16 protein-coding genes are annotated in these 22,349 nt (G+C 69.4%); 14 read left to right on the forward strand and 2 right to left on the reverse strand.

From position 1 onward, the window contains the following. Nucleotides 1-102: 102 nt before the first annotated feature. The 6 genes from ACVCL9_RS12795 to ACVCL9_RS12820 all read left to right on the forward strand — a co-directional run bounded on the left by ACVCL9_RS12795 (nt 103) and on the right by ACVCL9_RS12820 (nt 9,756). Complete coding sequence (locus ACVCL9_RS12795; RefSeq protein ID WP_447097839.1) at nt 103-1,101, forward strand: aldo/keto reductase; 999 nt, start codon at nt 103-105, stop codon at nt 1,099-1,101. 126 nt (nt 1,102-1,227) lie between these two features. Further along, on the forward strand, nt 1,228-2,052 hold the full coding sequence (gene queF, locus ACVCL9_RS12800) for an NADPH-dependent 7-cyano-7-deazaguanine reductase QueF (RefSeq protein ID WP_447097838.1): 825 nt from the start codon (nt 1,228-1,230) through the stop codon (nt 2,050-2,052). Between the two features lie 129 nt (nt 2,053-2,181). After that, on the forward strand, nt 2,182-2,766 hold the full coding sequence (locus ACVCL9_RS12805; RefSeq protein WP_447097837.1) for a hypothetical protein: 585 nt from the start codon (nt 2,182-2,184) through the stop codon (nt 2,764-2,766). Between the two features lie 168 nt (nt 2,767-2,934). Further along, nucleotides 2,935-3,327, forward strand: a complete 393-nt coding sequence (locus tag ACVCL9_RS12810) for a hypothetical protein (protein WP_447097836.1) — start codon at nt 2,935-2,937, stop codon at nt 3,325-3,327. An 86-nt stretch (nt 3,328-3,413) separates the two neighbouring features. Continuing rightward, nucleotides 3,414-6,131, forward strand: a complete 2,718-nt coding sequence (locus tag ACVCL9_RS12815; RefSeq protein WP_447099514.1) for a zeta toxin family protein — start codon at nt 3,414-3,416, stop codon at nt 6,129-6,131. Nucleotides 6,132-6,543: 412 nt separating this feature from the next. After that, complete coding sequence (locus ACVCL9_RS12820) at nt 6,544-9,756, forward strand: S41 family peptidase (RefSeq protein ID WP_447097835.1); 3,213 nt, start codon at nt 6,544-6,546, stop codon at nt 9,754-9,756. A 150-nt stretch (nt 9,757-9,906) separates the two neighbouring features. Here ACVCL9_RS12820 and ACVCL9_RS12825 read toward each other — a convergent pair whose 3' ends face one another. Beyond that, nucleotides 9,907-10,611 (reverse strand): helix-turn-helix domain-containing protein, encoded by a 705-nt coding sequence (locus ACVCL9_RS12825; protein WP_447097834.1) that lies wholly within the window; start codon nt 10,609-10,611, stop codon nt 9,907-9,909. Between the two features lie 108 nt (nt 10,612-10,719). Here ACVCL9_RS12825 and ACVCL9_RS12830 point away from each other — a divergent pair, with 108 nt between their 5' ends. From ACVCL9_RS12830 to ACVCL9_RS12865, 8 genes are all read left to right on the forward strand, one after another. Further along, complete coding sequence (locus ACVCL9_RS12830) at nt 10,720-11,658, forward strand: proline racemase family protein (protein ID WP_447097833.1); 939 nt, start codon at nt 10,720-10,722, stop codon at nt 11,656-11,658. After that, on the forward strand, nt 11,589-12,752 hold the full coding sequence (locus tag ACVCL9_RS12835; RefSeq protein ID WP_447099513.1) for an NAD(P)/FAD-dependent oxidoreductase: 1,164 nt from the start codon (nt 11,589-11,591) through the stop codon (nt 12,750-12,752). The genes ACVCL9_RS12830 and ACVCL9_RS12835 overlap by 70 nt, the downstream gene beginning before the upstream one ends. Beyond that, nucleotides 12,749-12,994, forward strand: a complete 246-nt coding sequence (locus ACVCL9_RS12840; protein ID WP_447097832.1) for a 2Fe-2S iron-sulfur cluster-binding protein — start codon at nt 12,749-12,751, stop codon at nt 12,992-12,994. The genes ACVCL9_RS12835 and ACVCL9_RS12840 overlap by 4 nt, the downstream gene beginning before the upstream one ends. Continuing rightward, nucleotides 12,987-14,252, forward strand: coding sequence for an FAD-dependent oxidoreductase (locus tag ACVCL9_RS12845; protein WP_447097831.1), 1,266 nt, complete (start codon nt 12,987-12,989; stop codon nt 14,250-14,252). Before ACVCL9_RS12840 ends, ACVCL9_RS12845 begins: the two co-directional genes overlap by 8 nt. A 44-nt stretch (nt 14,253-14,296) precedes the next feature. Continuing rightward, entirely contained in the window at nt 14,297-15,172 is an 876-nt protein-coding gene (locus tag ACVCL9_RS12850) for a dihydrodipicolinate synthase family protein (RefSeq protein ID WP_447097830.1), read from the forward strand. Next, nucleotides 15,169-16,659, forward strand: a complete 1,491-nt coding sequence (locus ACVCL9_RS12855) for an aldehyde dehydrogenase family protein (protein ID WP_447097829.1) — start codon at nt 15,169-15,171, stop codon at nt 16,657-16,659. Before ACVCL9_RS12850 ends, ACVCL9_RS12855 begins: the two co-directional genes overlap by 4 nt. Before the next feature lie 442 nt (nt 16,660-17,101). Then, complete coding sequence (locus ACVCL9_RS12860) at nt 17,102-19,276, forward strand: TonB-dependent receptor (protein WP_447097828.1); 2,175 nt, start codon at nt 17,102-17,104, stop codon at nt 19,274-19,276. Nucleotides 19,277-19,461: 185 nt separating this feature from the next. Beyond that, the gene (locus tag ACVCL9_RS12865) at nt 19,462-21,792 is read left to right on the forward strand and encodes a DPP IV N-terminal domain-containing protein (RefSeq protein ID WP_447097827.1); all 2,331 of its coding nucleotides are present in this window, start codon (nt 19,462-19,464) and stop codon (nt 21,790-21,792) included. Between the two features lie 100 nt (nt 21,793-21,892). On the opposite strand, the gene ACVCL9_RS12870 is transcribed toward ACVCL9_RS12865, so the two are convergent. Further along, nucleotides 21,893-22,309, reverse strand: coding sequence for a hypothetical protein (locus ACVCL9_RS12870; protein WP_447097826.1), 417 nt, complete (start codon nt 22,307-22,309; stop codon nt 21,893-21,895). Between the last annotated feature and the right edge of the window lie 40 nt (nt 22,310-22,349).

A 22,349-nucleotide genomic window follows, 5' to 3' on the forward strand; every position in this document is an offset into this window, starting at 1 on the left:
CATTGTTGTTACTCGTGGAATGATGATGGCCATTATTGAGTATTTATCGAATCCCCGTCACGGCGCACCATGCGTCCACCCTCACCCACCGGAGCCATCCGCATGCAGACCCGCACCCTCGGCAACCGTTCCGCTGCCCCCCGCGTCTCCGCCCTCGGCCTCGGCTGCATGGGCATGAGCGCGTTCTACGGCGCACACGACGACGCCGAATCGATCGCGACCATCCACCACGCGCTGGAGCGCGGCCTCAACCTGCTCGACACCGCCGACATGTACGGTCCGCACACCAACGAGCTGCTGGTCGGCAAGGCCCTCAAGGGGCGCCGCGAGCAGGCCTTCGTGGCGACCAAGTTCGGCATCATGCTGGACCCGAACGACGCGCAGGCACGGGGCGTCAACGGTCGCCCGGAATACGTGCACGCCGCCTGCGACGCGAGCCTGAAGCGGCTCGGCATCGACACCATCGACCTGTACTACCAGCACCGCGTCGACCCGCAGGTGCCGATCGAGGAAACCGTCGGCGCGATGGCCGAGCTGGTGGCCGCCGGCAAGGTGCGCTACCTGGGACTGAGCGAAGCCTCCGGCGCCACGCTGGAGCGCGCCTGCAAGGTGCATTCGATCGCCGCGCTGCAGAGTGAGTTCTCGCTGTGGACGCGCGACCCGCAGACCAACGGCATGCTCGCCGCGTGCCGCAAGCTCGGCGTGAGCCTGGTCGCCTACTCGCCGCTGGGGCGCGGCTTTCTCACCGGCGCGATCCGTTCGCCGGACGATTTCGAGGCCGACGATTACCGGCGCCACAGCCCGCGTTTCGTTGGCGACAACTTTGCGCGCAACCTGCAGTTGGTCGAGCAGGTGAAAGCCATCGCCGCCGACAAGGGCTGCTCGCCTGCGCAGCTGGCGCTGGCCTGGGTGCTGGCGCAGGGCGAGGACGTGCTGGCCATCCCCGGCACCCGCAAGCGCAGCCGGCTGGACGAAAACCTCGGCGCGCTGGACGTGCAGCTCAGCGCCGCCGAGCTGAAGGCGATCGACGCGGTGTTTCCGCCCGACGCGGCCAGCGGCGAGCGCTACGTCAGCAGCGGAATGCGGATGGTCAACGCGTAAGGACGGAACTCGAAAGACCCGCAGGAGCCCGCTCGCGGGCGATGCTCCTGATGCCGGGATTCGCAAAAGCAAGAGCATCGCCCGCGAGCGGGCTCCTGCGAGAAGCGGCGGGGTAAACTTGGGCGAATGAGCACCCCCGAACATTCCCCGCTCGGCAAGGACACCGTCTACGCCGACCGCTACGACGCCAGCCTGCTGTTCCCGATCCCGCGCGCGGACAATCGCGCGCAGATCGGCGTGGCGGAGACGCTGCCGTTCCACGGCGTGGACATCTGGAATGCCTACGAGTTGTCGTGGCTCGACCCGCGCGGCAAGCCGCAGGTGGCGCTGGCCGAGTTCCGCGTGCCGGCGGCGTCGCCGTACATCATCGAGTCGAAATCGTTCAAGCTGTACTTGAACGGTTTCGCGCAGGAATCCATCGCCGATATCGACACGCTCGCCGAAACCCTGCGCCACGACCTCTCCGCCGTCGCCGGTGCTGTGGTCGGCGTGGAGCTCGCGCCGCTGCGCGCCGCGGCCTTGCCGGTAGTCGACCTCGACGGCGATCTGCTCGACGCGCAGGACATCGCCATCGATCACTACGGCCCACCGCGGCCCGAATACCTGCATGCGGATGCCGCGGCGACCGCAGTGGAGGAGACCGTGGTCTCGCACCTGCTGCGCTCGAACTGCCCGGTGACCGGCCAGCCCGACTGGGGCAGCGTGCAGATCGCCTACCGCGGCGCGCCGATCGATCACGCCGGCTTGCTGCGCTACCTCGTCTCGTTCCGCACCCACAACGAATTCCACGAGCAATGCGTGGAGCGCATCTTCGTCGACCTCACCCGCCGCTGCGCGCCACTGCAGCTGCGCGTGCACGCGCGCTACACGCGCCGCGGCGGGCTGGACATCAATCCGTTCCGCAGCAGCACGCCGGCCACGCCGGACAACCCGCGCACGGTGCGCCAGTAGTTGCGGCAACGCACTGTCACCACCGCGTGAAAAGTTCGGCAGGCGCGCGCGGCCGCTAATCGGCGCTTCATTTGCGCGGCGCTAGCCTCGGCGGGTGGGTCATGCCGACCAACCGTCCATGGAGTTCCGATGAAACGATCAACTGTCTTGATGGGCCTGTTGCAAGGCGCCGGCCTGGCCAGCCTGCTGCTGCTCGCCGCCTGCGGCAAGCACGATGAACCGGCCACCCCCGCCGCGACCCCCGCTGGCAATGCCGCTTCCGCGGCGTCGGTGCTGCCGACGCCGGCCCCCGCGCACACCGCGCCCGCGGCGCCGGCCGCCAGCAGCGCCATCGCGCCGGCGACCACGACGGCCGCGGCCGCTGCACCGGTGCCGCTGGCCTTTGCCAAGCTGACCGTGGGCGACGCCGTCGACAAGGGCCACCAGGTCACCCACGCGGCCGAACGCTTCGACGCCGACGATCACACGCTCTACGCCAGCGTGGCCACCGTGGGCAGCAGCCGCGACGCCACCATCGACGCCACCTGGCGTTACCTCGAAGGCGGCGGCCAGCTGGTCAGCAAGATCAGCCAGTCGATCGCCACCGATGGCCCGGCGATCACCACCTTCCAGGTGCACAACCCGGACCTGTGGCCGGAAGGCAAGTACACCGTGGACATCACCGTCGACGGCAAGCCTGCCGCCAGCCAGGATTTCAGCATCGGCAAGCCGTGAAGCGTCGCGAAGGCGCAGGCGTTCATGGCGGCTCCCGCGGGAAAAGTTGCCTGCATCCCCGGGTTGTGCCGCCTGCGATGAAAAGCCGAAACACCTGACAGACCCGTGCCGGAATTCGCGGTAGGCTCGACGAACCGCCCAAGGCCTGGCGCAGGATGCCGGCGATGCGTGGCGCTTCCGATCGACACGACCGACAAGGACATCACGATGCCGAAACTGCCCCCGCCCCCGGTTCCGCAGCGTCTGCGGGAAATGCTCAAGGACTACCCTGAGCACGTCCGGACCCTGCAGAACGATCTGAACGAGCTCATCGCCAAACCGTTCCGTGGAACGCCGATATTCGAACAAGCGATCTGGGCCCTGGAAGGCGCGCTTGATACTTTTATTGACGAAGCCCGCACCGAACTGCACGCCGCTGAAGCCAGTGGCGATGCGGAGGCGATCGCGAGGGCAGAAGCCAAGGAAAGCCTGATGTTCAGCGCCCGGTCGAGCAATGACGGTTTGTGCGACCTCAACGAGTTGTATGCGTACTTTGAGGCAAACAAGGGGGCGTTCCAGTGACCTCGTCCGAAGATCGCCTCGATCCGGGAACGCATGCGCGTGTTTTCGAGGAGCGCGTGGTTCCAAAGAGCAAGCTGCTGGAGAAGATGTCCCACGATCACCCCAAAGCCGTCATCTTGGGGGGACAACCCGGTGCCGGCAAAGGCGGTTTGGCTCGGACCGCCAGAAATGAATTGTTGGGTGATGTGATCAACATCGATCCCGACGAACTGCGCGACTACCACCCCCGCGTCCAGGAGTTCCGCTCCGCCCATCCCTACACTTGGTCAAGTCACACCCAAGCCGATGCCGGCCAGTGGGCCGACGAGTTGCGCGAGGCGGCAGTGGCAGGGCGCAAGCACTTCATCTTCGATACTACGCTGAGCAACGGGTCATGGTCAGCCGAGCTGATCCGCGACCTGCAGGCCAAGGGCTACGAGGTCGAGGTGCGCGTGGTGGCGGCACATGCATTGGAAAGCGAGCTCGGCGTCGATCAGCGATATGGGCGCAATCTGGACAAGAAGGGTTACGGCCGCCACGTCCCCGAAGGTGCGCGCGACGCGATCTACGACAAGGTGCCGGCGAGCCTGGACACGATCCACGCGGAAACGACCGCGCCCATCCGCCTCTTCGATCGCGAAGGCCGCGAGCTTTACGACAGCCGCACCGATGCCCGCTCGCCGGGACAGGCGTTGATCGAGGCGCGCGAAGCGCGTCTGCACGATCCGGCGATCACCCGCAGCCTCAAACGCAGTTGGCAGGATCAGCGGCTGTGGCACGAGACGTTGCCCGAAGCGATCACCGACAACCCGAAGGTGGCACCGGACACGGCCCGACGCCTGTTGATCGAGCGCGATGCCTCCAGGGTGGTCGAGGGCGTCCAGGGCAACCTCTCCCGGATCACCCATGTGGACTACACCACCCGGGTACACCCGAACGTCGTCAAGGGATTGGGCTTCGCCAGCGCCGCCGCCGTCGCCTGGGACGCCACGACCACCGCGCGCCACACGGCCACCCTGCTGCAGCAGGACAACCCGACGGGCGCCGCCTCGGCGGTCGAGCATTTCGGCTCGCGCAACCTGGGCATGCTCGGCGGCGCACTGCTGGGGGCGCAAGTCCTGGGCGCGGCGGGGATCGAGTCCGGCCCGCTGGATCTGATCGTCGCTGGCGTGGGAGGCATCGGCGGGGCGGTTGCCGGCGACAAGCTGGTCGACTGGCACGACCAGCACAAAATCCACAACCAGGCCGATGCGCAAGGCCGCCGCTGGCACCACGACCCGCAGCATCCGGAACATGGCTGGACGCGGGAGGTGCCCACCGGCGAGATCGGTTATGCGGCCAACCATCCGGTGGTCGGCTACGGCGTCATGCCCACGCCGGGCTGGCGCAGTGTCCGGGCCGATCCCGCGCTGGCTGCGCAACTCACGTTTCAAGCCAACAACACCGCGGTGGAACTGGCCCTGGCACACCCGGCCCCACCGCGCGATCCGTACACCCAGCCGGCCAGTGCGCAAGACACATCCAGCCGGCTTCCCGCGCCATGGCAGCGCGATGCCGCCTCGGGAGCGTGGTCGCGCACGGTCACCGACGCCGTACTGGAGCACGGCCTCAAGAGCACGCACGTGGAAACCGCCACGCCGTCACGCACCGCCGCCCTGGATGCCGCCGCGCATGCCACCCTCGCCGACAATCTGGCGCACTCCCGCCGCGGCATCGCCGCGCGCTATCAGGCGATCTACGCGCAACGCGGCTGGCAACAGCTCGGCCCCCTGCCCGATGCGGTAACCGACGCACTGCATGCGCCCACGAACATCTTGGACGCCTCCGACGGCCATGCTTACACCCGCGACGCGCGGGGCCACTGGAGCACGCCGGGCCGGCTGTGGGGTCGGAACGCGGCCGAGGGCAACCTGCGCGCGGAGCTCGATGCCACCGCGCAGCTGATCTCCACGACCTTCGCCATGCACGCGGCAACCCACGCCACGCAACAAACGCCGGCGCACGCCGCCGTTCCACCCATCCCGCCGCACCTGCACGACTTCCGCCATCCCGGCCACCCTCTGCACGCGAGCTACGGCACCCTGCTGCAGCACGTGCACGCGATGGAAGAGCGAGTGCGGATGGCGCACGGCGAGCACAGCGAGCGGGCGGCAGCCGCGCTGCTGGACCGGCACAGCGCCGACCGCCTGGGTCCGGCGGCGCGGGTCGAGCTGCACGGCGAAGGCAAGGCCATGGCGATGCATCTGGTCACCAACGAGCGCGCGCCCGGGAACACCTACCTTACCGTCGAGCGCCGCACCCCGGTCAGCGTGTTCGACGCGGTGGCCCGGTCAGTCGACGACGCCAGCCGCGACTGGTCGCGGCGCGAACTGCCGCATCTGTACCAGTCCCCAGTGCGAGTGGCCGAGACGCCGTCGCGCGATCCGTCGTCGCTCGAACCTTGCGACCTGCGCCGCCCGGACCACCCGCGCCATGCCGCATTCGTCAACATGCGCGAACACGTCGGTGCGGCCTATGCCCAGTACGGCATCGCGCGCAGCGCCGATCAGCTCGATCGCGCCACCGCGGCCGTCATGCTCGATCGGCCGGTACACGCTCGCCAGCCGGACCAGGTGCAGCTGTTGCCCGGTCCGCAGACCGGCCGCATCGGGCCGGACAGCGGCGTGCTGACCCGCGACTCCTCATCGTTCCTGCCCTGCACCACGACCACCCACGCCGCGGCCATGCAACAGCCACCGGAGGCGATGTTCCGGCAGCTCGACCAGCTGACCATGCTGCAGATGCAACAGGCGCAGATGCAGCCGGCGCAGGCGATGGGGCGATAGGGAGGCCTGGACAAGCCTTTGCTCACCATTTCCGCGAAAGCACACTGCCTTCCGGAATGGTTTCGCTGGCGGACACTGGAAGTATTGCCGCACAACCGCAGCGTGGTCGTCGCCTGCAGCTCGACTCAGAGTTTGAACTCACCTTGTCGTCATTCCCGCGAAAGCGGGAATCACGGCACTGAGTAAGTGGCGCTCGACTGTAGAGCGCCTCACCTTGCGCCATGGCGCTTTTTTGCGTCACGACACGAAACTGTTCCGGACGGCAGTGTGCTTTCGCCGGAATGACGGGCAGAAGCTTGCTCGGGCTTCTCCCGGTGAGGCGACAACGCCACCTCACCATGACCAATGGTGCAGGCGCCGGGCCGACGGCCGCCCCTACACTGGGCACCGGCCTTCTGCCTGGGGAATCCGTATGCGCCTGCGTGCCATGTTGTGGATGCTGTTGGGCCTGTTTGCCTTGCCGCTGCATGCGGCAGCGATGAAGGTGGCGCTGTCGCAACCCTCGGTCTCGCCCGACGGCAGCCGCATCGCGTTCGTCGCCAACGGCGGCATCTGGAGCGTGTCCGGCCAGGGCGGCAGCGCCACCCTGCTGGTGGCCGATGACGGCGGCAACGATTCACGCCCGCTGTATTCGCCCGACGGCAAGCAGCTCGCGTTCCAGTCCGACGGCGGCGGCGAAGCCAGCGGCATCTACCTGCTCGACCTCGCCAGCGGCGTGGTGCGTCGGCTGACCTGGGCCGACGGCGGCAACCAGCTCGATGCGTGGTCGCGCGACGGCCAGTGGATCTATTTCAGTTCCGCGCGCGACAACGTCGGCGGCATGGCCGGCGTCTACCGCGTGCGCGCCAGCGGCGGCACGCCGATGCCGGTGTCGCTGGAACGCTATCGCAACGAATCGATGGCCGCGCCCTCGCCCGACGGCGCCTCGCTGGCCGTGGTCGGCGGCGGCATGGGCGACTGGCAATGGTGGCGCCACGGCCGCAGCCACATCGACGAAGGCGCGGTATGGCTGCTGCGCGACGACGGCAGCCACCAGTACCGGCGGTTGACCGCCGACGACGCGCGCGCCGAATGGCCGATGTGGGCGCCGGACGGCAACACCCTCTATTACATGAGCGACCGCAGCGGCGCGGAGAACATCTGGCGCGTGCCGCTGGGCGGCGGCAGCGAGTCGGCACTGACCCGCTTCGCCGATGGCCGCGTGCTGTGGCCGAGCCTCGCGGCGAACGGCAAATTGCTGGCGTTCGAGCGCGACTTCGGCATCTGGACACTGGATCCGGCCAGCGGCCACGCCGCGCCGCTGACGATCACCCTGGCCGGCGCGATCCGCGGGCCGCAGCCGGAACACGAGAACCTCAGCCACGGCTACAGCCAGATCGCGCTGTCGCCGGACGGCAAGAAGCTGGCGTTGATCGCGCATGGCGAGGTGTTCGCCACCGACGCGGCCAAGGGCGGCCACGCGCGCCGCCTCACCCGCACCGCGGCGGAGGAGTACGACCTGGCCTGGGCGCCGGACAGCCGCCGCCTGGTCTACGGCTCCAGTCGCGACGGCCACGGCCAGCTCTACCTGTACGACTTCGCCAGCGGCAAGGAAACCGCGCTGACCTCCACCACCGGCAGCGACACCGCGCCGCGCTTCTCGCCCGACGGCAAGCAGCTGGCCTTCCTGCGCAACGACCGCGAGCTGTGCGTGCTCGACATCGCCAGCGGCAAGCTGCGCCGCGTGGTGAAGGCGCGCATCGACCTGCCGCGCCCGCTCGATTCCGCCGCGCCGTTCGCCTGGTCGCCGGACGGCCGCTGGCTCGCCTACCTCGACTTCGGCCCGCGCATGTTCCGCAACGTGCATGCGGTATCGCTGGCCGACGGCAGGCAGCTGGTGCTGAGTTCGCTGGCCAACACCGACGCGGACCACGTGTCGTGGAGCGCGGACGGCCGCAGCGTGCTGTTCACCACCGGCCAGCGCACCGAGGAGGGTCAGGTCGCGCAGGTCGACCTGCTGCCGCGCACGCCGGTGTTCCGCGAGGACCGCTTCCAGGATCTGTTCAAGGCCAAGGCGGACGACGACAAGCACCAGGGCAAATCCGGCGACGCCGACGACAAGCCCGCGGTGAAGCCCGTGCGCATCGACACCGACGGCATCCGCGAGCGGCTGAGCCTGCTGCCGGTGGGCCTGGACGTCGGCGCCGTGCAGATCAGCCCCGATGGCAAGACCCTGCTGCTCACCGCCCAGGTCGCCGGCACCAGCAACCTCTACAGCTGGTCGCTCGACCCGCTGGCCAAGGAACCGCCGGTGGCGCGCCAGCTCACGCATACACCGGGCGACAAGCAGGACGCGCAGTTCAGCGCGGACGGCAAGCAGGTGTTCTACCTCGACGGCGGCAAGATCCAGTCGTTCAAGCTCGACGACAAGGGCGAGGCCAAGCCCGAGGCGCTCGCCGTCGACGCCGCGATGGAAGTGGACTTCGACGTCGAGAAGCGGGTGGTGTTCGAGCAGGCCTGGAGCTGGCTGCGCGATACCTTCCACGACAGCGCCATGCATGGCGTGGACTGGAACGCGGTGCACGCCACCTACGCGCCGCTGGTCGCCAACGCGGCCACCCCCGCGGCGCTGTACCGGCTGCTCAATCTGATGGTGGGCGAACTCGACGCCTCGCACTCCGGCGCGCGCGCGCCGCAGAAGCGCGAACCGGTCACCGGCCGGCTGGGCCTGATGTTCGACCGCGCCGAATACGAACAGCACGGCCGCCTGCGCATCGCCAGCGTGCTGCCGCTGTCGCCTGCCGCCGTCGCCGGCGGCATCGAGCCTGGCGACTACCTGCTGGCCGTCGACGGCGAGCCGCTGGACGCGCACGCCAACCTGGCCCAGCGCCTCGCCCACCGCATCGGCGACAAGGTCGACCTGCGCCTCGCCGACAACGCCGCCGGCAAGGGCGCACGCGACGTGGCGGTCAAGCCGATCGACTCCAAGGATCTCTCCGAACTGGTCTACCGCGCGTGGACGGCGGACAGCCGCGCCTACGTGGCGAAAGCCAGCGGCGGCCGTCTGGGCTACGTGCACCTGCGCGACATGTCGTATGCGTCGCTGCAGGATTTCTACAAGGACCTGGACGCGCAGAACGCCACCCGCGACGGCGTGGTGATCGACATCCGCAACAACTTCGGCGGCTTCGTCAACGCCTATGCGCTGGACGTGCTCGCGCGCCGGCCCTACCTCAACATGACCTTCCGCGGCTTCGACCAGGCCGAACCGGCGCGCAGCATCCTCGGCCAGCGCGCACTGGAACGCCCCACCGTGCTGATCACCAACCGCATCACCCTCTCCGACGGCGAGGACTTCTCCGAAGGCTACCGCGCGCTGGGCCTGGGCAAGATCGTGGGCGAACCCACCGCCGGCTGGATCATCTACACCTCCGCCGGCAAGCTGATCGACGGCGGCACCGTGCGATTGCCCTTCATCACCATCACCGACAGCCACGGCCAGCCGATGGAAGGCCACCCCCGCCCGGTCGACATCCCGGTCAGCCGCGCGCTGGGCGAGTCGTTCCAGGGCAGGGACAGCGAACTGGATGCGGCGGTGCGCAGCTTGCTGGGGGCGCTCGGCAAACTCACGCCACCGACCTCCTAGAGGAGCCCGCTGGCGGGCGATGCTTTTGCTCTTGCGATTCCCGAATTCACTGTCCTGAGCTTGTCGAAGGGACGAATCCCGGCAAAAACGCATCGCCCGCCAGCGGGCTGATGCGGGATGGCGGCCGGAATGTGTCGTCGACGGTTCCGGTCAGCGAGCGTACTGGCTGCGGTAATCGCTCGGGGTCATGCCGGTGGTGGTCTTGAACTGGCGGCTGAAGGCGCTGTGGTCGGCAAAACCGCAGGCGTGGGCGATGTCGGTGACGCGCATGTCGCCGCGCAGCAACCGCAGCGCCGTGTCGACGCGGGCCTGCATCAGCGCCTGCTGCGGCGTGAGCTGGAACACGCGCTTGAAATGCCGCTCCAACTGGGCGACGGAAAGCCCGGCCCGGCGCGCCAGCTTCGACACGTTGAGCTTCTCGGCAGGATGCGCCTTCAGGTAGTCCAGCACCTCGCGCACGCGGCCGTAGGTCGGCCAGGAGCCGTCGGGCATGGGCAGGTCGCGGGAGACCCCGATGACACCGCGGATCGCGCTGCCCGCGCACAGGGGGATCTTGCAGGTCAGGCACCAGCCGGGCGCACGGTTGGCGAACAGGTGCACTTCCAGCTGGTCGTTGATGGACTCGCCCTGCAGCACGCGGCGGTCCTGCTCCACGAAACCGTCGCCCATGGGACCGGGGAAAAGCTCCGCCGCCGTCCTGCCGATGATGTCTTCGCGCGCCGGCAGGCGCAGCCGCCGCATCAGGGTGAGATTGACGTGGGTGTAGCGGCAGTCCGTGTCCTTGGCGAAAAAGACCACGTCCGGCAGGGTGTCGAACACGCCTACCAGCGTGTCGATGGAAACTTCGGTCTCCATGGTGGTCCCGGAACCTGTGCGCAGCGGGCTTCGATTGTGCACCATTCCGCATGTTTGGATGGCAAGCCGCTCTAGTTGACGCCGACGCCATGGCCGACCATGCCCGGCATGCCAAGCATCGAATTCGTCGACTCCCATACCGAGGGTGAACCCACCCGCACTGTGCTGTCCGGCTTCCCGGACCCGGGCACGGGCAGCCTCGCGACACGCCTGGCGCGCCTGCGCGCCGAACACGACGCGTGGCGCCGCGCGGTGGTGCTCGAACCGCGCGGCTCCGACGTGCTGGTGGGCGCCTTGCTATTGCCGCCGGACCATCCGCAGGCCTGTGCCGGGGTGATCTTCTTCAACAACGTCGGCTACCTGGGCATGTGCGGCCACGGCAGCATCGGGGTGGCGCGCACGCTGCAGCACCTGGGCCGCATCGGGCCGGGCCGCCACGCGCTGGATACGCCGGTGGGGCTGGTGGGCTTCGAGCTGGAAGCAGACGGGCGCGTGACCATCGACAACGTCGAGAGCTACCGGCATGCCCGCGACGTGACGCTCGACGTGCCCTGCCACGGGCCCGTCCGCGGCGACGTGGCCTGGGGCGGCAACTGGTTCTTCATCACCGCGGACTGCCCGGTGGCGCTGGAGCTGGCGCAGCAGCAGGCCCTGACGAATTACGCCACGGCGATCCGCGGCGCGCTGGCCGCCGCCGGCATCACCGGCGCCGGCGGCGCCGAGATCGACCACATCGAGATCAGCGGTGCGGACCCGCGTCCCGGCGTCGACGCCCGCAACTTCGTGCTGTGCCCGGGGCTGGCCTACGACCGCTCGCCCTGCGGCACCGGCACCAGCGCGAAACTGGCCTGCCTGGCCGCCGATGGCGTGCTGCCACCGGGACAGGTGTGGTGCCAGGCCGGCATCCTGGGCACCGTGTTCGAGGCCAGCTGGCAACCCGGCCGGCGCGGGGTGTGCCCGCGCATCAGCGGCAGGGCCTGGATCACCGCAAGCGGCCAGCTGCTGCTGGACGAGAACGACCCACTCGCCTGGGGCATCCAGGCGTGAGCAGCAGCCACGATCTCATCGTGGTCGGTGCCGGCATCGTGGGCGCCGCCTGCGCCGAGCGCGCCAGCGCCGAAGGACTGGACGTGCTGATCGTGGAGCCCGGGCCGGTCGGTGGCGGCGTGACCGCGGCGAGCATGGGCCACCTGGTGACGGTGGACAGTGCGCCGGCCGAGATGGCATTGGCCGCCTACTCGCAGGAACTGTGGTCATCACTGCACGACCTGCCCGGCCTGGAATACAGCCGCTGCGGCACGCTGTGGGTGGCCGCCGACGCGGACGACCTGGCGCAGGTGCCGGCCCGGCAGGCTCGCCTGGCCGCACTCGGCATCGAGGCCGAACCGGTCGATGCCCATCGGCTTTACGCGCTGGAACCGGCGCTGGCGCCGGGCCTGGCGGGCGGCCTGCGCGTACCCGGCGAGGGCGTGGTGTATCCGCCTGCGGCGGCGCGCGCACTGGTGCAACGCGCGTGCCGGCGCGGCGCCACGCTGCAGCGCGGACGCGTGGTCGCGCTGGACGATCACGGCGTGCGCCTCGAGGACGGCAGCCGCCGCCGCGGCCGCGTGCTGCTGGCGGTCGGCGGCGAGCTGGCGTCGCTGCTGCCCGAGCTGCCGTTGCGCGCGCGCAAGGGCCACCTGGTGATCACCGAGCGCTACCCCGGCACGATCCACCATCAACTGGTGCAGATGCGCTACGCCGACAACGTGCACGACGAGGCTGCCAGCGTGGCGTTAAACGTGCAGCCGCGCCCCACGGGGCAGCTGCTGATCGGCTCGTCGCGGGAATACGAAAGCAGCGACACCGCGGTGTCGCTGGCCACCGTGCAGCGCATGCTGCAATGCACGTTCGGATTCCTGCCCGGCCTGCGGTCGCTCAAGGCGCTGCGCATCTGGGCCGGCTTGCGCCCGGCCAGCGCCGACGGCCTGCCGTACATCGGTCCGGTATCCGGTCGCCGCGGCATATGGATTGCTGCGGGTCACGAAGGCCTGGGCGTGTGCACGGCACCGGGCACCGCCGCCATCCTCGTCGACCAGTTGCTGGGGCGCCCGCCCGCGATCGACGCCTCGCCCTACGACCCGGCGCGGATCGCGGCATGAGCGGACAGGTGCAACTCGTCATCGACGGCGGGACCTTCCGCGTGAGGGCCGGCATCAGCGTGGCCGCGGCGCTGGCCGTGGCCGCACGGCCTTTTCGCCGTTCGCCGAACGGCCAGCCCCGCGCGCCGCTGTGCGGCATGGGCGTGTGCTTCGAATGCCGCGTGCGCATCGACGGCGTGGCCCAGCAACGCGCCTGCATGGTGCCGGTGCGCGACGGCATGACGGTGGACAGCGATGGCTGAGCGCTACGACGTGCTGATCGTCGGCGCCGGGCCGGCCGGCCTCGCCGCCGCGCGCGCCGCCGCCGCAGCCGGTGCGCGGGTCGGTTTGCTGGATACCCAGGCGCATGCCGGTGGCCAGGTCTGGCGCCATGACGTTGACCACCGCGCCACCGGGCTGGCGCGGCGCCGGTTCGCCTTCGTGCAGGCCCATCCCCGCGTCGACTGGCTGGCGTCCAGCACGGTGGTGGCGGCCGCCGGCGGCAAGCTGCTGGTGGAAGATCCGCACGCCGCACGCTGGCTCGACTACGGTGCGCTGGTGCTGGCCACCGGCGCGCACGAACTGCTGCTGCCCTTCCCCGGCTGGACCCTGCCCGGCGTCACCGGCGCCGGCGGCCTGCAGGCGCTGGCCAAGCAGGGCTGGCCGCTGGCCGGACGCCGCGTGGTGGTAGCGGGCAGCGGCCCGCTGCTGCTGGCGGCGGCCGCCAGCATCCGACGCCATGGAGGCCATGTCGCGGGCATCCACGAGCAGGCCGGGCGCGATGACCTGCGCGGCTTTGTGCGCGGGCTGTGGCGCTGGCCGGGCAAGATCCTGCAGGCTGCCGCCCTGCGCGCGCGCCTGGCCGGCGTGCCGTACCACGGCGACAGTGTGGTAGTGGCCGCGCACGGCGACGACCGCCTGCGCGAGATCGAGGTGGAGGGGCCGCGCGGCCGCCGCCGGCTGGCCTGCGACCAGCTTGCGGTCGGTTACGGCCTGGTGCCGGAGGTGCGCCTGGCCGGCCTGCTGGGCTGCCGCCTCGAACCGGCCGGCGCGCACCAACGGGTGTGGGTCGACGCCATGCAGCGCACCAGCCTCGCCAACGTCTACGCGACCGGCGAAACCTGCGGCATCGGCGGGCGCGACTGCGCGCTGGCGGAAGGCGCCATCGCCGGCCACGCCGCCGCCGGCCGCACGCCACCGGCTGCGTGGCAACGACGTCGCCACCAGGCGCGCGCCTTCGCCGCCCATCTCGCCCGGCACTTCGCGCTGGCCGAACGGGTGCGGCGCCTCGCGCAGCCGGACACCATCGTGTGCCGTTGCGAGGACGCCCCGATGCGGGCTCTGGACGGCTATTCCGACGCGCGCGCCGCCAAACTCGCGACGCGCGCCGGCATGGGTGCATGCCAGGGCCGCATCTGCGGCAGCGCGCTGGCGGCACTGGGCCGCTTTCCGAGCGGCAGCCACCGGCCGCCGCTGTTCCCTGCCCGGCTGGACACGCTGGGCGATACCGATTTCACCTGATCCGCCTGCGCCGGATCGCCCGCTCACGCACTGGAAAACCACCCATGAAACTCGACGGCATCTACGTTCCCCTGATCACCCCGTTCGACCGCCGCGGGCAAGTCGACCACGCCACGCTGGAGACCCTGGTCGGGGCACTGATCGACAAGGGCGTGGCCGGACTCGTCGCCTGCGGCACGACCGGCGAGTACTACGCGCTCGACGACGGCGAGCGCCGCCAGGTGCTGCAGACCGTGCACCGCGCGGCGGCCGGCCGCATCGGCCTGATCGCCGGCATCGGCGACCTGTCCACCCGGCGCTCCGTCGAGCGCTCGGCCGAGGCGCACGCCATCGGCTACCACGCCGTGCTGCTGTCGCCCCCGCCCTACAGCCTGCCCGGCCAGGACGGCATCCGCGCCCACTTCGAGTACGCCGCGAACCACAGCAAGCTGCCCGTCATCATCTACAACTTCCCCGCGCGCACGGGCGTGGACGTCGAGTTCGACACCGTCGCGGTGCTGGCCGCGCACCCCAACATCATCGGCATCAAGGAGTCGAGCGGCGACTTCAGCCGCGCGCTGCGTCTGCTGCAGGCGCGCTTCGCCGATTTCGAGGTGGTCTGCGGCTGCGACGACCAGCCGGCGGACTTCTTCTTCTGGGGCGCGAAAAGCTGGATCGCCGGTGCCGGCAACGTGTTCCCCGGCGAACAAGTGGCGTTGCACGCCGCCGCGATGGCCGGCGACTGGGACCGCGTGCGCGAGCTGATGCGGCGCATGTACCCGGCGCTGCATTCGATGGAATCGGGCGACTACAACCAGAAGGCCAAGGCCGGCTGCCTCAACGGCAGCCTGGACGTCGGCGACGTGCGCCTGCCGCTGCTGCCGCTGGCCCAGGCCGCCAAACAGGCCTTCCGCGAACTGGTGGAGGGAGCACAGCCATGACTACGACCCGCCAGGACCTCTTCGAGCGCGCCGCACGAGGCGCGTTGCACGCACCGCAGCTCATCCACGGCTTCCGCGGCAACGACGACGGCCTCGTCAACCTCACCCCGATCGACAACAGCGTGATCGGCACCCTGGGCGACGGCGGCCAGGCCGAGGTCGACGCCGCGGTCGCCGCAGCGCGGGCCTGCTTCGACGCGGGCGACTGGCGCAGACGCAGCCCGGCACAGCGCAAGGCCGCCATGCTGCGCTGGTGCGACCTGCTGGCGGAACACGCCGCCGAGCTGGCGGCGCTCGACTGCATCGACGCCGGCAAGCCCATCGACGAGTGCGAGAATACCGACATCCCGGCCACGCTGGACACCCTGCGCTGGTACGCCGAAGCCATCGACAAGTGCTACGGCAAGGTGGCGCCGACCGGCGACAACGCGCTGGGCCTGGTCGTCGCCGAGCCGATCGGCGTGGTCGGCGCGGTGCTGCCGTGGAACTTCCCCGCGCAGATGTACGCGTGGAAAGTGGGACCGGCGCTCGCCACCGGCAACAGCGTCATCGTCAAGCCGGCCGAGCTGACGCCGCTGTCGGCGGTGCGCATGACCGAACTGGCTTACCAGGCCGGCATTCCGCCGGGCGCACTGCAGGTTGTCAACGGACGCGGCGAGACAGCCGGTGCCGCGCTCGGCCGGCACATGGACGTGGACATGGTCTCGTTCACCGGCTCTACCGAGGTCGGGCGCCTGTTCCTGGTCTACGCCGCGCAGAGCAACCTCAAGGAAATCGTGCTCGAGTGCGGCGGCAAGAATCCGCAGGTGGTGTTTGCCGATGCCGACATCCACGCGGCGGTGACGGACATCCTCAACGCCGCGTTTTGGAACATGGGCGAGAACTGCAGCTGCGGCTCGCGCCTGCTGGTGGCCGAGGAAATCAGGGACGAGCTGGTGGAGATGCTCGTGGCCGGCCTGGACGAGTGGAAACTCGGCGACCCGCGCGAACCGGGGGTGAGGCTGGGACCGATGGTGGAAGGGCCGCACCTGGAGAAAGTGCGCGGCTTCCTGGAACAGGCCCGCGCCGACGGGCTGCGCTGCGTGACCGGCGGGCGCGTCCGCGGCGACCTGCTCAGCGGCTGGTATGTCGAGCCCACGGTGTATGTCGATGTCGATCCCGCCGCGCAGCTGTTCCGCGAGGAAGTCTTCGGCCCGCTGCTCGCCGTCACCGGCTTCGCCACCGAAGCCGAGGCGATCCGCCTGGCCAACGACACCAACTACGGCCTGGCCGCCTCGGTGTACACCGAAAACGTGCACCGCGCGCAGCGCGTCGCCGGCGCCATCCGCGCCGGCACCGTCTCCATCAACGGCTTCTCCGAAGGCGATATCACCACCCCGTTCGGCGGCTACAAGCTTTCCGGCTTCGGCGGCCGCGACAACGGCCTGGAAGCGCTGCAGCAATACCAGCAGACCAAGACCATCTGGTACGTCAACCGCGGCGGCTGATCCGCGCATCCCGATTTGGCGCGGCGGCTCCACCCGGTGCGCACTGCTGTCCGGAATAAATCCACGCCGCTGCGTCAAGTGCGACAGAACCAGCGGCGGTGACCGGACATCGAAGCCATCGCCTTCCGCAGGAGCCCGCTCGCGGGCAATGCTTTCGCCGGGATTCGGCGAGAGCAGGAGCATCGCCCGCAAGCGGGCTCCTACGGCTCCGCCCTGCGCCAGGGCGGCTTCTCCGGACAGCAGCGGTGCTATGCGGGATTCCGCATACGAAGGGCGCAAATGCTTCAAGACGATACGTCTGCGCAAAAACAGAATGGATCACGCCAGGCTGGCCGCCGACGCAGCGCCGCAAATGGACTGCTTTTTCCCGGGTGGAAGGGCATCGGGTCGCGTGAGAGAACCCGCACCACTTTCGTCCCGGTTTCCGTATCAGGAGGGGAACATGACTGTCCAATGCAAAGCCCGCGCAACCACATCCGCGCGGATCACCCTGTCGAAGTCGAACATGCTTCTCGCCGGCATGATCATCTCGGCCCTGGCGATGCCGTCCGCCGTACTGGCAACCGACGGCACCTCGCCCGCCGGCAGGCCCGACCCTGCGCCGGCCGCACAGGCAGGCGACGCAGCCACGCAGGGCGGCGAGCAGCCCCGCACCAAGGCCTCGGCGCACAACGCGAAAGAATTGCAGGCGGTGACGGTGACCGCGCGCAAGCGCGTGGAGCGCGAGGTGGACATCCCGATCGGCATGTCGGTGATCAGCGGCGAGGAACTCGAGGCCGCCGGCATTACCAACGTCGGCGATGCCCTGCTGACCTCGCCCGGCGTGGCCTCGTTCGACGCCGGCGGCGGCTTCACCTATGTGCAGGTGCGCGGCGCCTCCGCGCGGCAGGGCAGCAACGAAACCGGCTACTACCTGGACGACGTGCCGTTCGACGGCGTCACCGTGCCGTGGTATCCGGACACGCGCTCGTTCGACATCGACACCGTGCAGGTGCTGAAGGGGCCGCAGGGCACGCTGTTCGGCGAAGGATCGGTCGGCGGCACCGTCGTCGTCACCACCAGGAAGCCGGATGCGACCGGCTTCCACGCGACGGTCGACACCAACGTCAGCTCCACCCAGGGCGGCACCAACGGCTGGGGTGGCAAGGCCATGGTCAACATCCCGCTGGTGGCCGACAAGCTGGCCCTGCGCCTGGTGGGCACCGACGAGAAGACATCCGGCTGGCTGTACAACCGCGACACCGCCGAGGACAACATCAACTGGCAGCGCATCAAGACCGGGCGCGCCAAGTTGCGCTACACGCCGACCGACCGCCTGACCGTCGATCTCGCCTACTGGAAGTACAAGAACCATTCCCCCGGCGGTTTCGACTACGCCTACCGGGACATGACGGTCGACACCTACTACGACGTCTACAGCGACTGGGATTCCGGCAGCCTGCGCGCCCAGTACGACCTCGACGGTTCGCAGCTGCTGTACGTGTATTCGGACGGCGGACTCGGCCGCACGCTCAACGGGGTCAACCTGGGGTTGGCCTATGCCAGCACCATCGACATCGGCGTACGCACCAACGAACTGCGCTGGACCTCCACCGGCGAGAACGTGCTGGACTGGACGGTCGGCTTCTACCAGCGTCGCGCTGACCGCGCGGACACGTACCACACCGAGGGCTACGACCCGAGCCGCTCCTCGCATCTGAACAAGTCGTACTCGCTCTACGGCGAAGTCATGTGGAACTTCGCGCCGAAGTGGTCCACCTCGCTGGGAGCGCGCTATTTCAAGGACAAGGTGGACGCGTACGATTCCACCACCACCCAGATCAACCGGCTGGACCACACCTTCACCCACGCCAGCCCCAAGCTCACCCTGACCTACCACCCCACCCACGATTCGTCGGTATACGCGAGCGTCGCCAACGGCTACCGCTCCGGCCAGCTGCAGCTGATCAACTCCATCATCCTGGCCGAGCAGATGGGCATCAGCGTGCCCGCCTCGACCCGGCCCGACGAGATCTGGAGCTACGAGCTGGGCTACAAGACGGTGATGGACGGCGGCCGGCTGCGGCTCAACTCGGCGATCTTCCACACCAACTGGAAGGACGTGCCGATCTACTTCCCGCTGCAGGGCGGCGCGCTCTACGCCCTGCTCAATTCCGGCGGCACCTCCACGGATGGCGCCGAGTTGGGACTGACCTGGATCCCCAATGCGTCGTGGACGCTGCAGTTCAACGGCAGCTACATCGATGCGGTCTACACCCGCACCGAACCGGGCACCAACTTCCACAAGGGCACGCCGGTGTTCAACGTGCCCAAGCTGCAGCTGACTGGCTCGGCCGCGTACAACTGGCCGATCGGCAACAGCCTGTACGGCATCGCGCGCACCGACGTGAGCCACTTCTCGCGCCGCGTGACCTCCTCGACGGCCGAGGGCGAACCGGGCGATGCGATCACGCGCGTCTCCGCCCGGCTCGGCGTGGAGTCCGTGCAGGGCTGGTCGGCCTACCTGTTCGGCGAGAACCTGACCAACGAGAAGGGCGCGGTCGACCCGCCCTACCTCGGCCAGGCCACGCGCCTGCGCCCGCGCACGGTCGGGCTGGAAGTGAGCTACACCTACTGAGGTGCCCCGCTGCCGCCACGCGCAAACGTGGCGGCAGCCTTTTTTCGTTGCGCTTTCGCGGCACCGGGAAATCCCGACATTCTCGGGAAAGGCCTCACGCCGTCGTGGTTCCCGCGAAAGCGCGAATGACGGCAAAAAGAGGGGTTGTTCGTGATTGCCGCGCGCACCCCGGATCGAGCACTGACATGCCAGAAACCATGAAGTCGCCGGGCCGCCATGCGGGCACCCTCCTCGCCATCCTGCTCGGCGTGCTGCCGGCGATCGGCTTCGCCCAAGGGCGGCTGGCCGACTATCGCCATGCCGAGCAGTTCCTGAGTGGCAACCTGTCCTCGCACATCCAGTTCGCCGACATCGAACCGCACTGGTTCCACCAGGACAACCGCTTCTGGTACCTCAGCCAGGGACCGGCGGGCAAGCGCTTCGTCCAGGTCGACGTGGCGCGCGACACGCAGGCAGCGGCCTTCGACCATGCGCGCCTGGCGGCGGCGCTCTCCCGCGCCAGCGGCAAGACCTACCGCGCCGACGCCCTGCCCTTCGACGCCATCGAGTTCGTCGACGACGGCAGCGGCCTACGCTTCGACATCGACGATGTGCACTGGCAATGCCGCCTGGACGGCTACGCCTGCACGCCCGAACCGCGCGAACCGCAGCCGGTGTCGCTGTCGCCGGACGGCCGCCACGCCGCGTTCGTGCGCGACCACAACCTGTACGTGCGCGACACCGCCACCGGCAAGGTCGTGCAGCTGACCGGCGACGGCGAGCCGGAGAACGACTACGCCACGCCGTGGCCGTGGCTGGAGCTGATGGTCGAGCAGGGCGTGACCGAGGGCGCGGACGCCAGACAGGCGCCGGCCGTGTTCTGGTCGCCGGATTCGACGCGGCTGGTGACCTACCGCATGAACACCCGCGACGCGGGCCACCTGGAAAGCCAGCAGTTCGTGCCGAAGGACCAGCTGCGCCCGCGCACCTACCGCTACATCTACCCGCTGCCCGGCGAACCGCTGCCCACGGCGCAGCTCGTCGTGTTCCAGTTGGGGCCGACGGTCCGGCGCGTCGAGGTCGACACGCCGCCGCTGGAGGTCCAGAGCTGGGGCTGGGGCGAGCTGGGCTTCAGCTGGTCCGCCGACGGCCGCCGCGTGCTTTACCGCTACCTGGGTCGCGGCGCGAAGTACATCGAGCTGCGCGAGATCGATGCCGCCAGCGGCCACCAGCGCGTCCTGCATCACGAGGATGCGGTCGGCGACTACATGGTCGACCCGTTCTCCACCCAGTGGCGCCTCGTCGACTGCGGCAGGCAGTTCCTCTGGACGTCCGAACGCAGCGGCTGGAACCAGCTGTACCTGCACGACGCCGCCAGCGGCCGCCAGCTGCGCCGCCTCACCGAGGGCGACTGGGTGGTGCGCGAGATCGTGTTCGTGGACGACGCGCAACGCCAGGTCTACTTCCTGGCCTCGGGCGTGCAACCCGGCGAGGACCCCTACCAGACGCAGCTCTATCGCGTCGCGCTGGACGGCGGCGGGATGCAGCTGCTGACGCCGGAGCCGGCCAACCACCAGGTGTTCATGTCACCCGACGGCAAGTACTTCGTCGACAACTACTCGCGTGCCGACCTGCCCGGCCGTTCGGTGCTGCGGCGTGGCAGCGACGGCCGCATCCTGCGCGAACTGGAGCGCACCGACACGCGCTGGCTCACCGCGCAGGGCTGGACGCCGCCGCTGCCGTTCAAGGGCAAGGCGGCCGACGGCAAGACCGATCTCTACGGCCTGATCGTGCGGCCCACGCACTTCGACCCGGCGCGCAGGTACCCGGTGGTGGAATACATCTACACCGGCCCGCACAACTTCTTCGTGCCCAAGACCCTGGCCCGCACCATGGACCTGCAGGCCACCGCCGAACTGGGCTTCGTGGTGGTGATGGTGGACGGGCGCGGCACCGCCAAGCGTTCGCGCGACTTCCACGCCTTCTCGTACCACAACCTTGGCAACGTGTTCGAAGACCATGTGGCCATGCTCCGGCAGATGGCCGCGCGCCATCCGTGGATGGACCTCGACCGGGTCGGCATCTACGGCTACTCGCACGGCGGCTACGGCTCCACCCACGCCTTCCTGCAGTTTCCGGACTTCTACAAGGTCTGCGTTTCCACCTCGGGCGACCACGACCCGCGCCTGGACAAGGCCGGCTGGAACGAACTGTTCCAGGGCTATCCGGTCGGCAAGGACTACATGGAGCAGGCCAACCAGCAACTGGTCGACCGCCTCAAGGGCCACCTGCTGCTGATCCACGGCGACATCGACGGCAACGTGCACCCCGCCGAAACCATGCGCCTGGTGGACGCGCTGATGAGCGCCAACAAACCGTTCGACATGCTGCTGGTGCCCAACATGGCCCACGGCGACAGCGGCCCGCACGCCCGCTACGTCACCCAGCGCCGCTGGAACTACCTGGTACGCCACTTGCTGGACGTGGAGCCGCCACGCGATTTCCGCATCCGCGAGACATCGCCCCGGCAAGACTGAAACCGCCGTCGTTTTCGGCGGGTGCGGGAGATCAAGCCCGCGCCTCCGCGCGGCGGCGGGAGGGAGACGCGGGGCCCGCGCCTCCCTCCCGAACCACGCCTCAGCCGCCGAAGCTCAGCACCACCGCGCGTACCTGCGTCGGCGAGATGCCAGCCTGCCGCTTCAGGGCGGTCAACCCGTAGGCGACCACGGCATCCGTACCGAGCCCGGCGGCGTTTGCCGACGCGGTGATGCGCAGGGTGCCGTCTTCCAGCAGCTCCATGCGCAGCGAGGCGGTGTCGTCCGCGTCGAGCTTCACCCGGGCCGTCGCACGCACGCGCACCCTCTGCTGCGCGGCCGGCGCATCGGCATAGCCGCCCGACACCGGGCGCAGCGCCAGGCTGTCGCCCAGGTCGTCTACATGGAAGCGGCCCAGCGACTGCCCTTCCGCCGTGAACACCGGCAGTTCGCTGCTCTGCGGCTGCGCCAGCGCTTCGCCGCCGGATGCGATGCTCAGGCTCTCGCCGTTGCGCAGCATCTGTTCCGTCGTGAAATCCGACGGAGCGGCGCCGGCGCTC

Source organism: Rhodanobacter sp. UC4438_H5 (assembly GCF_052978405.1).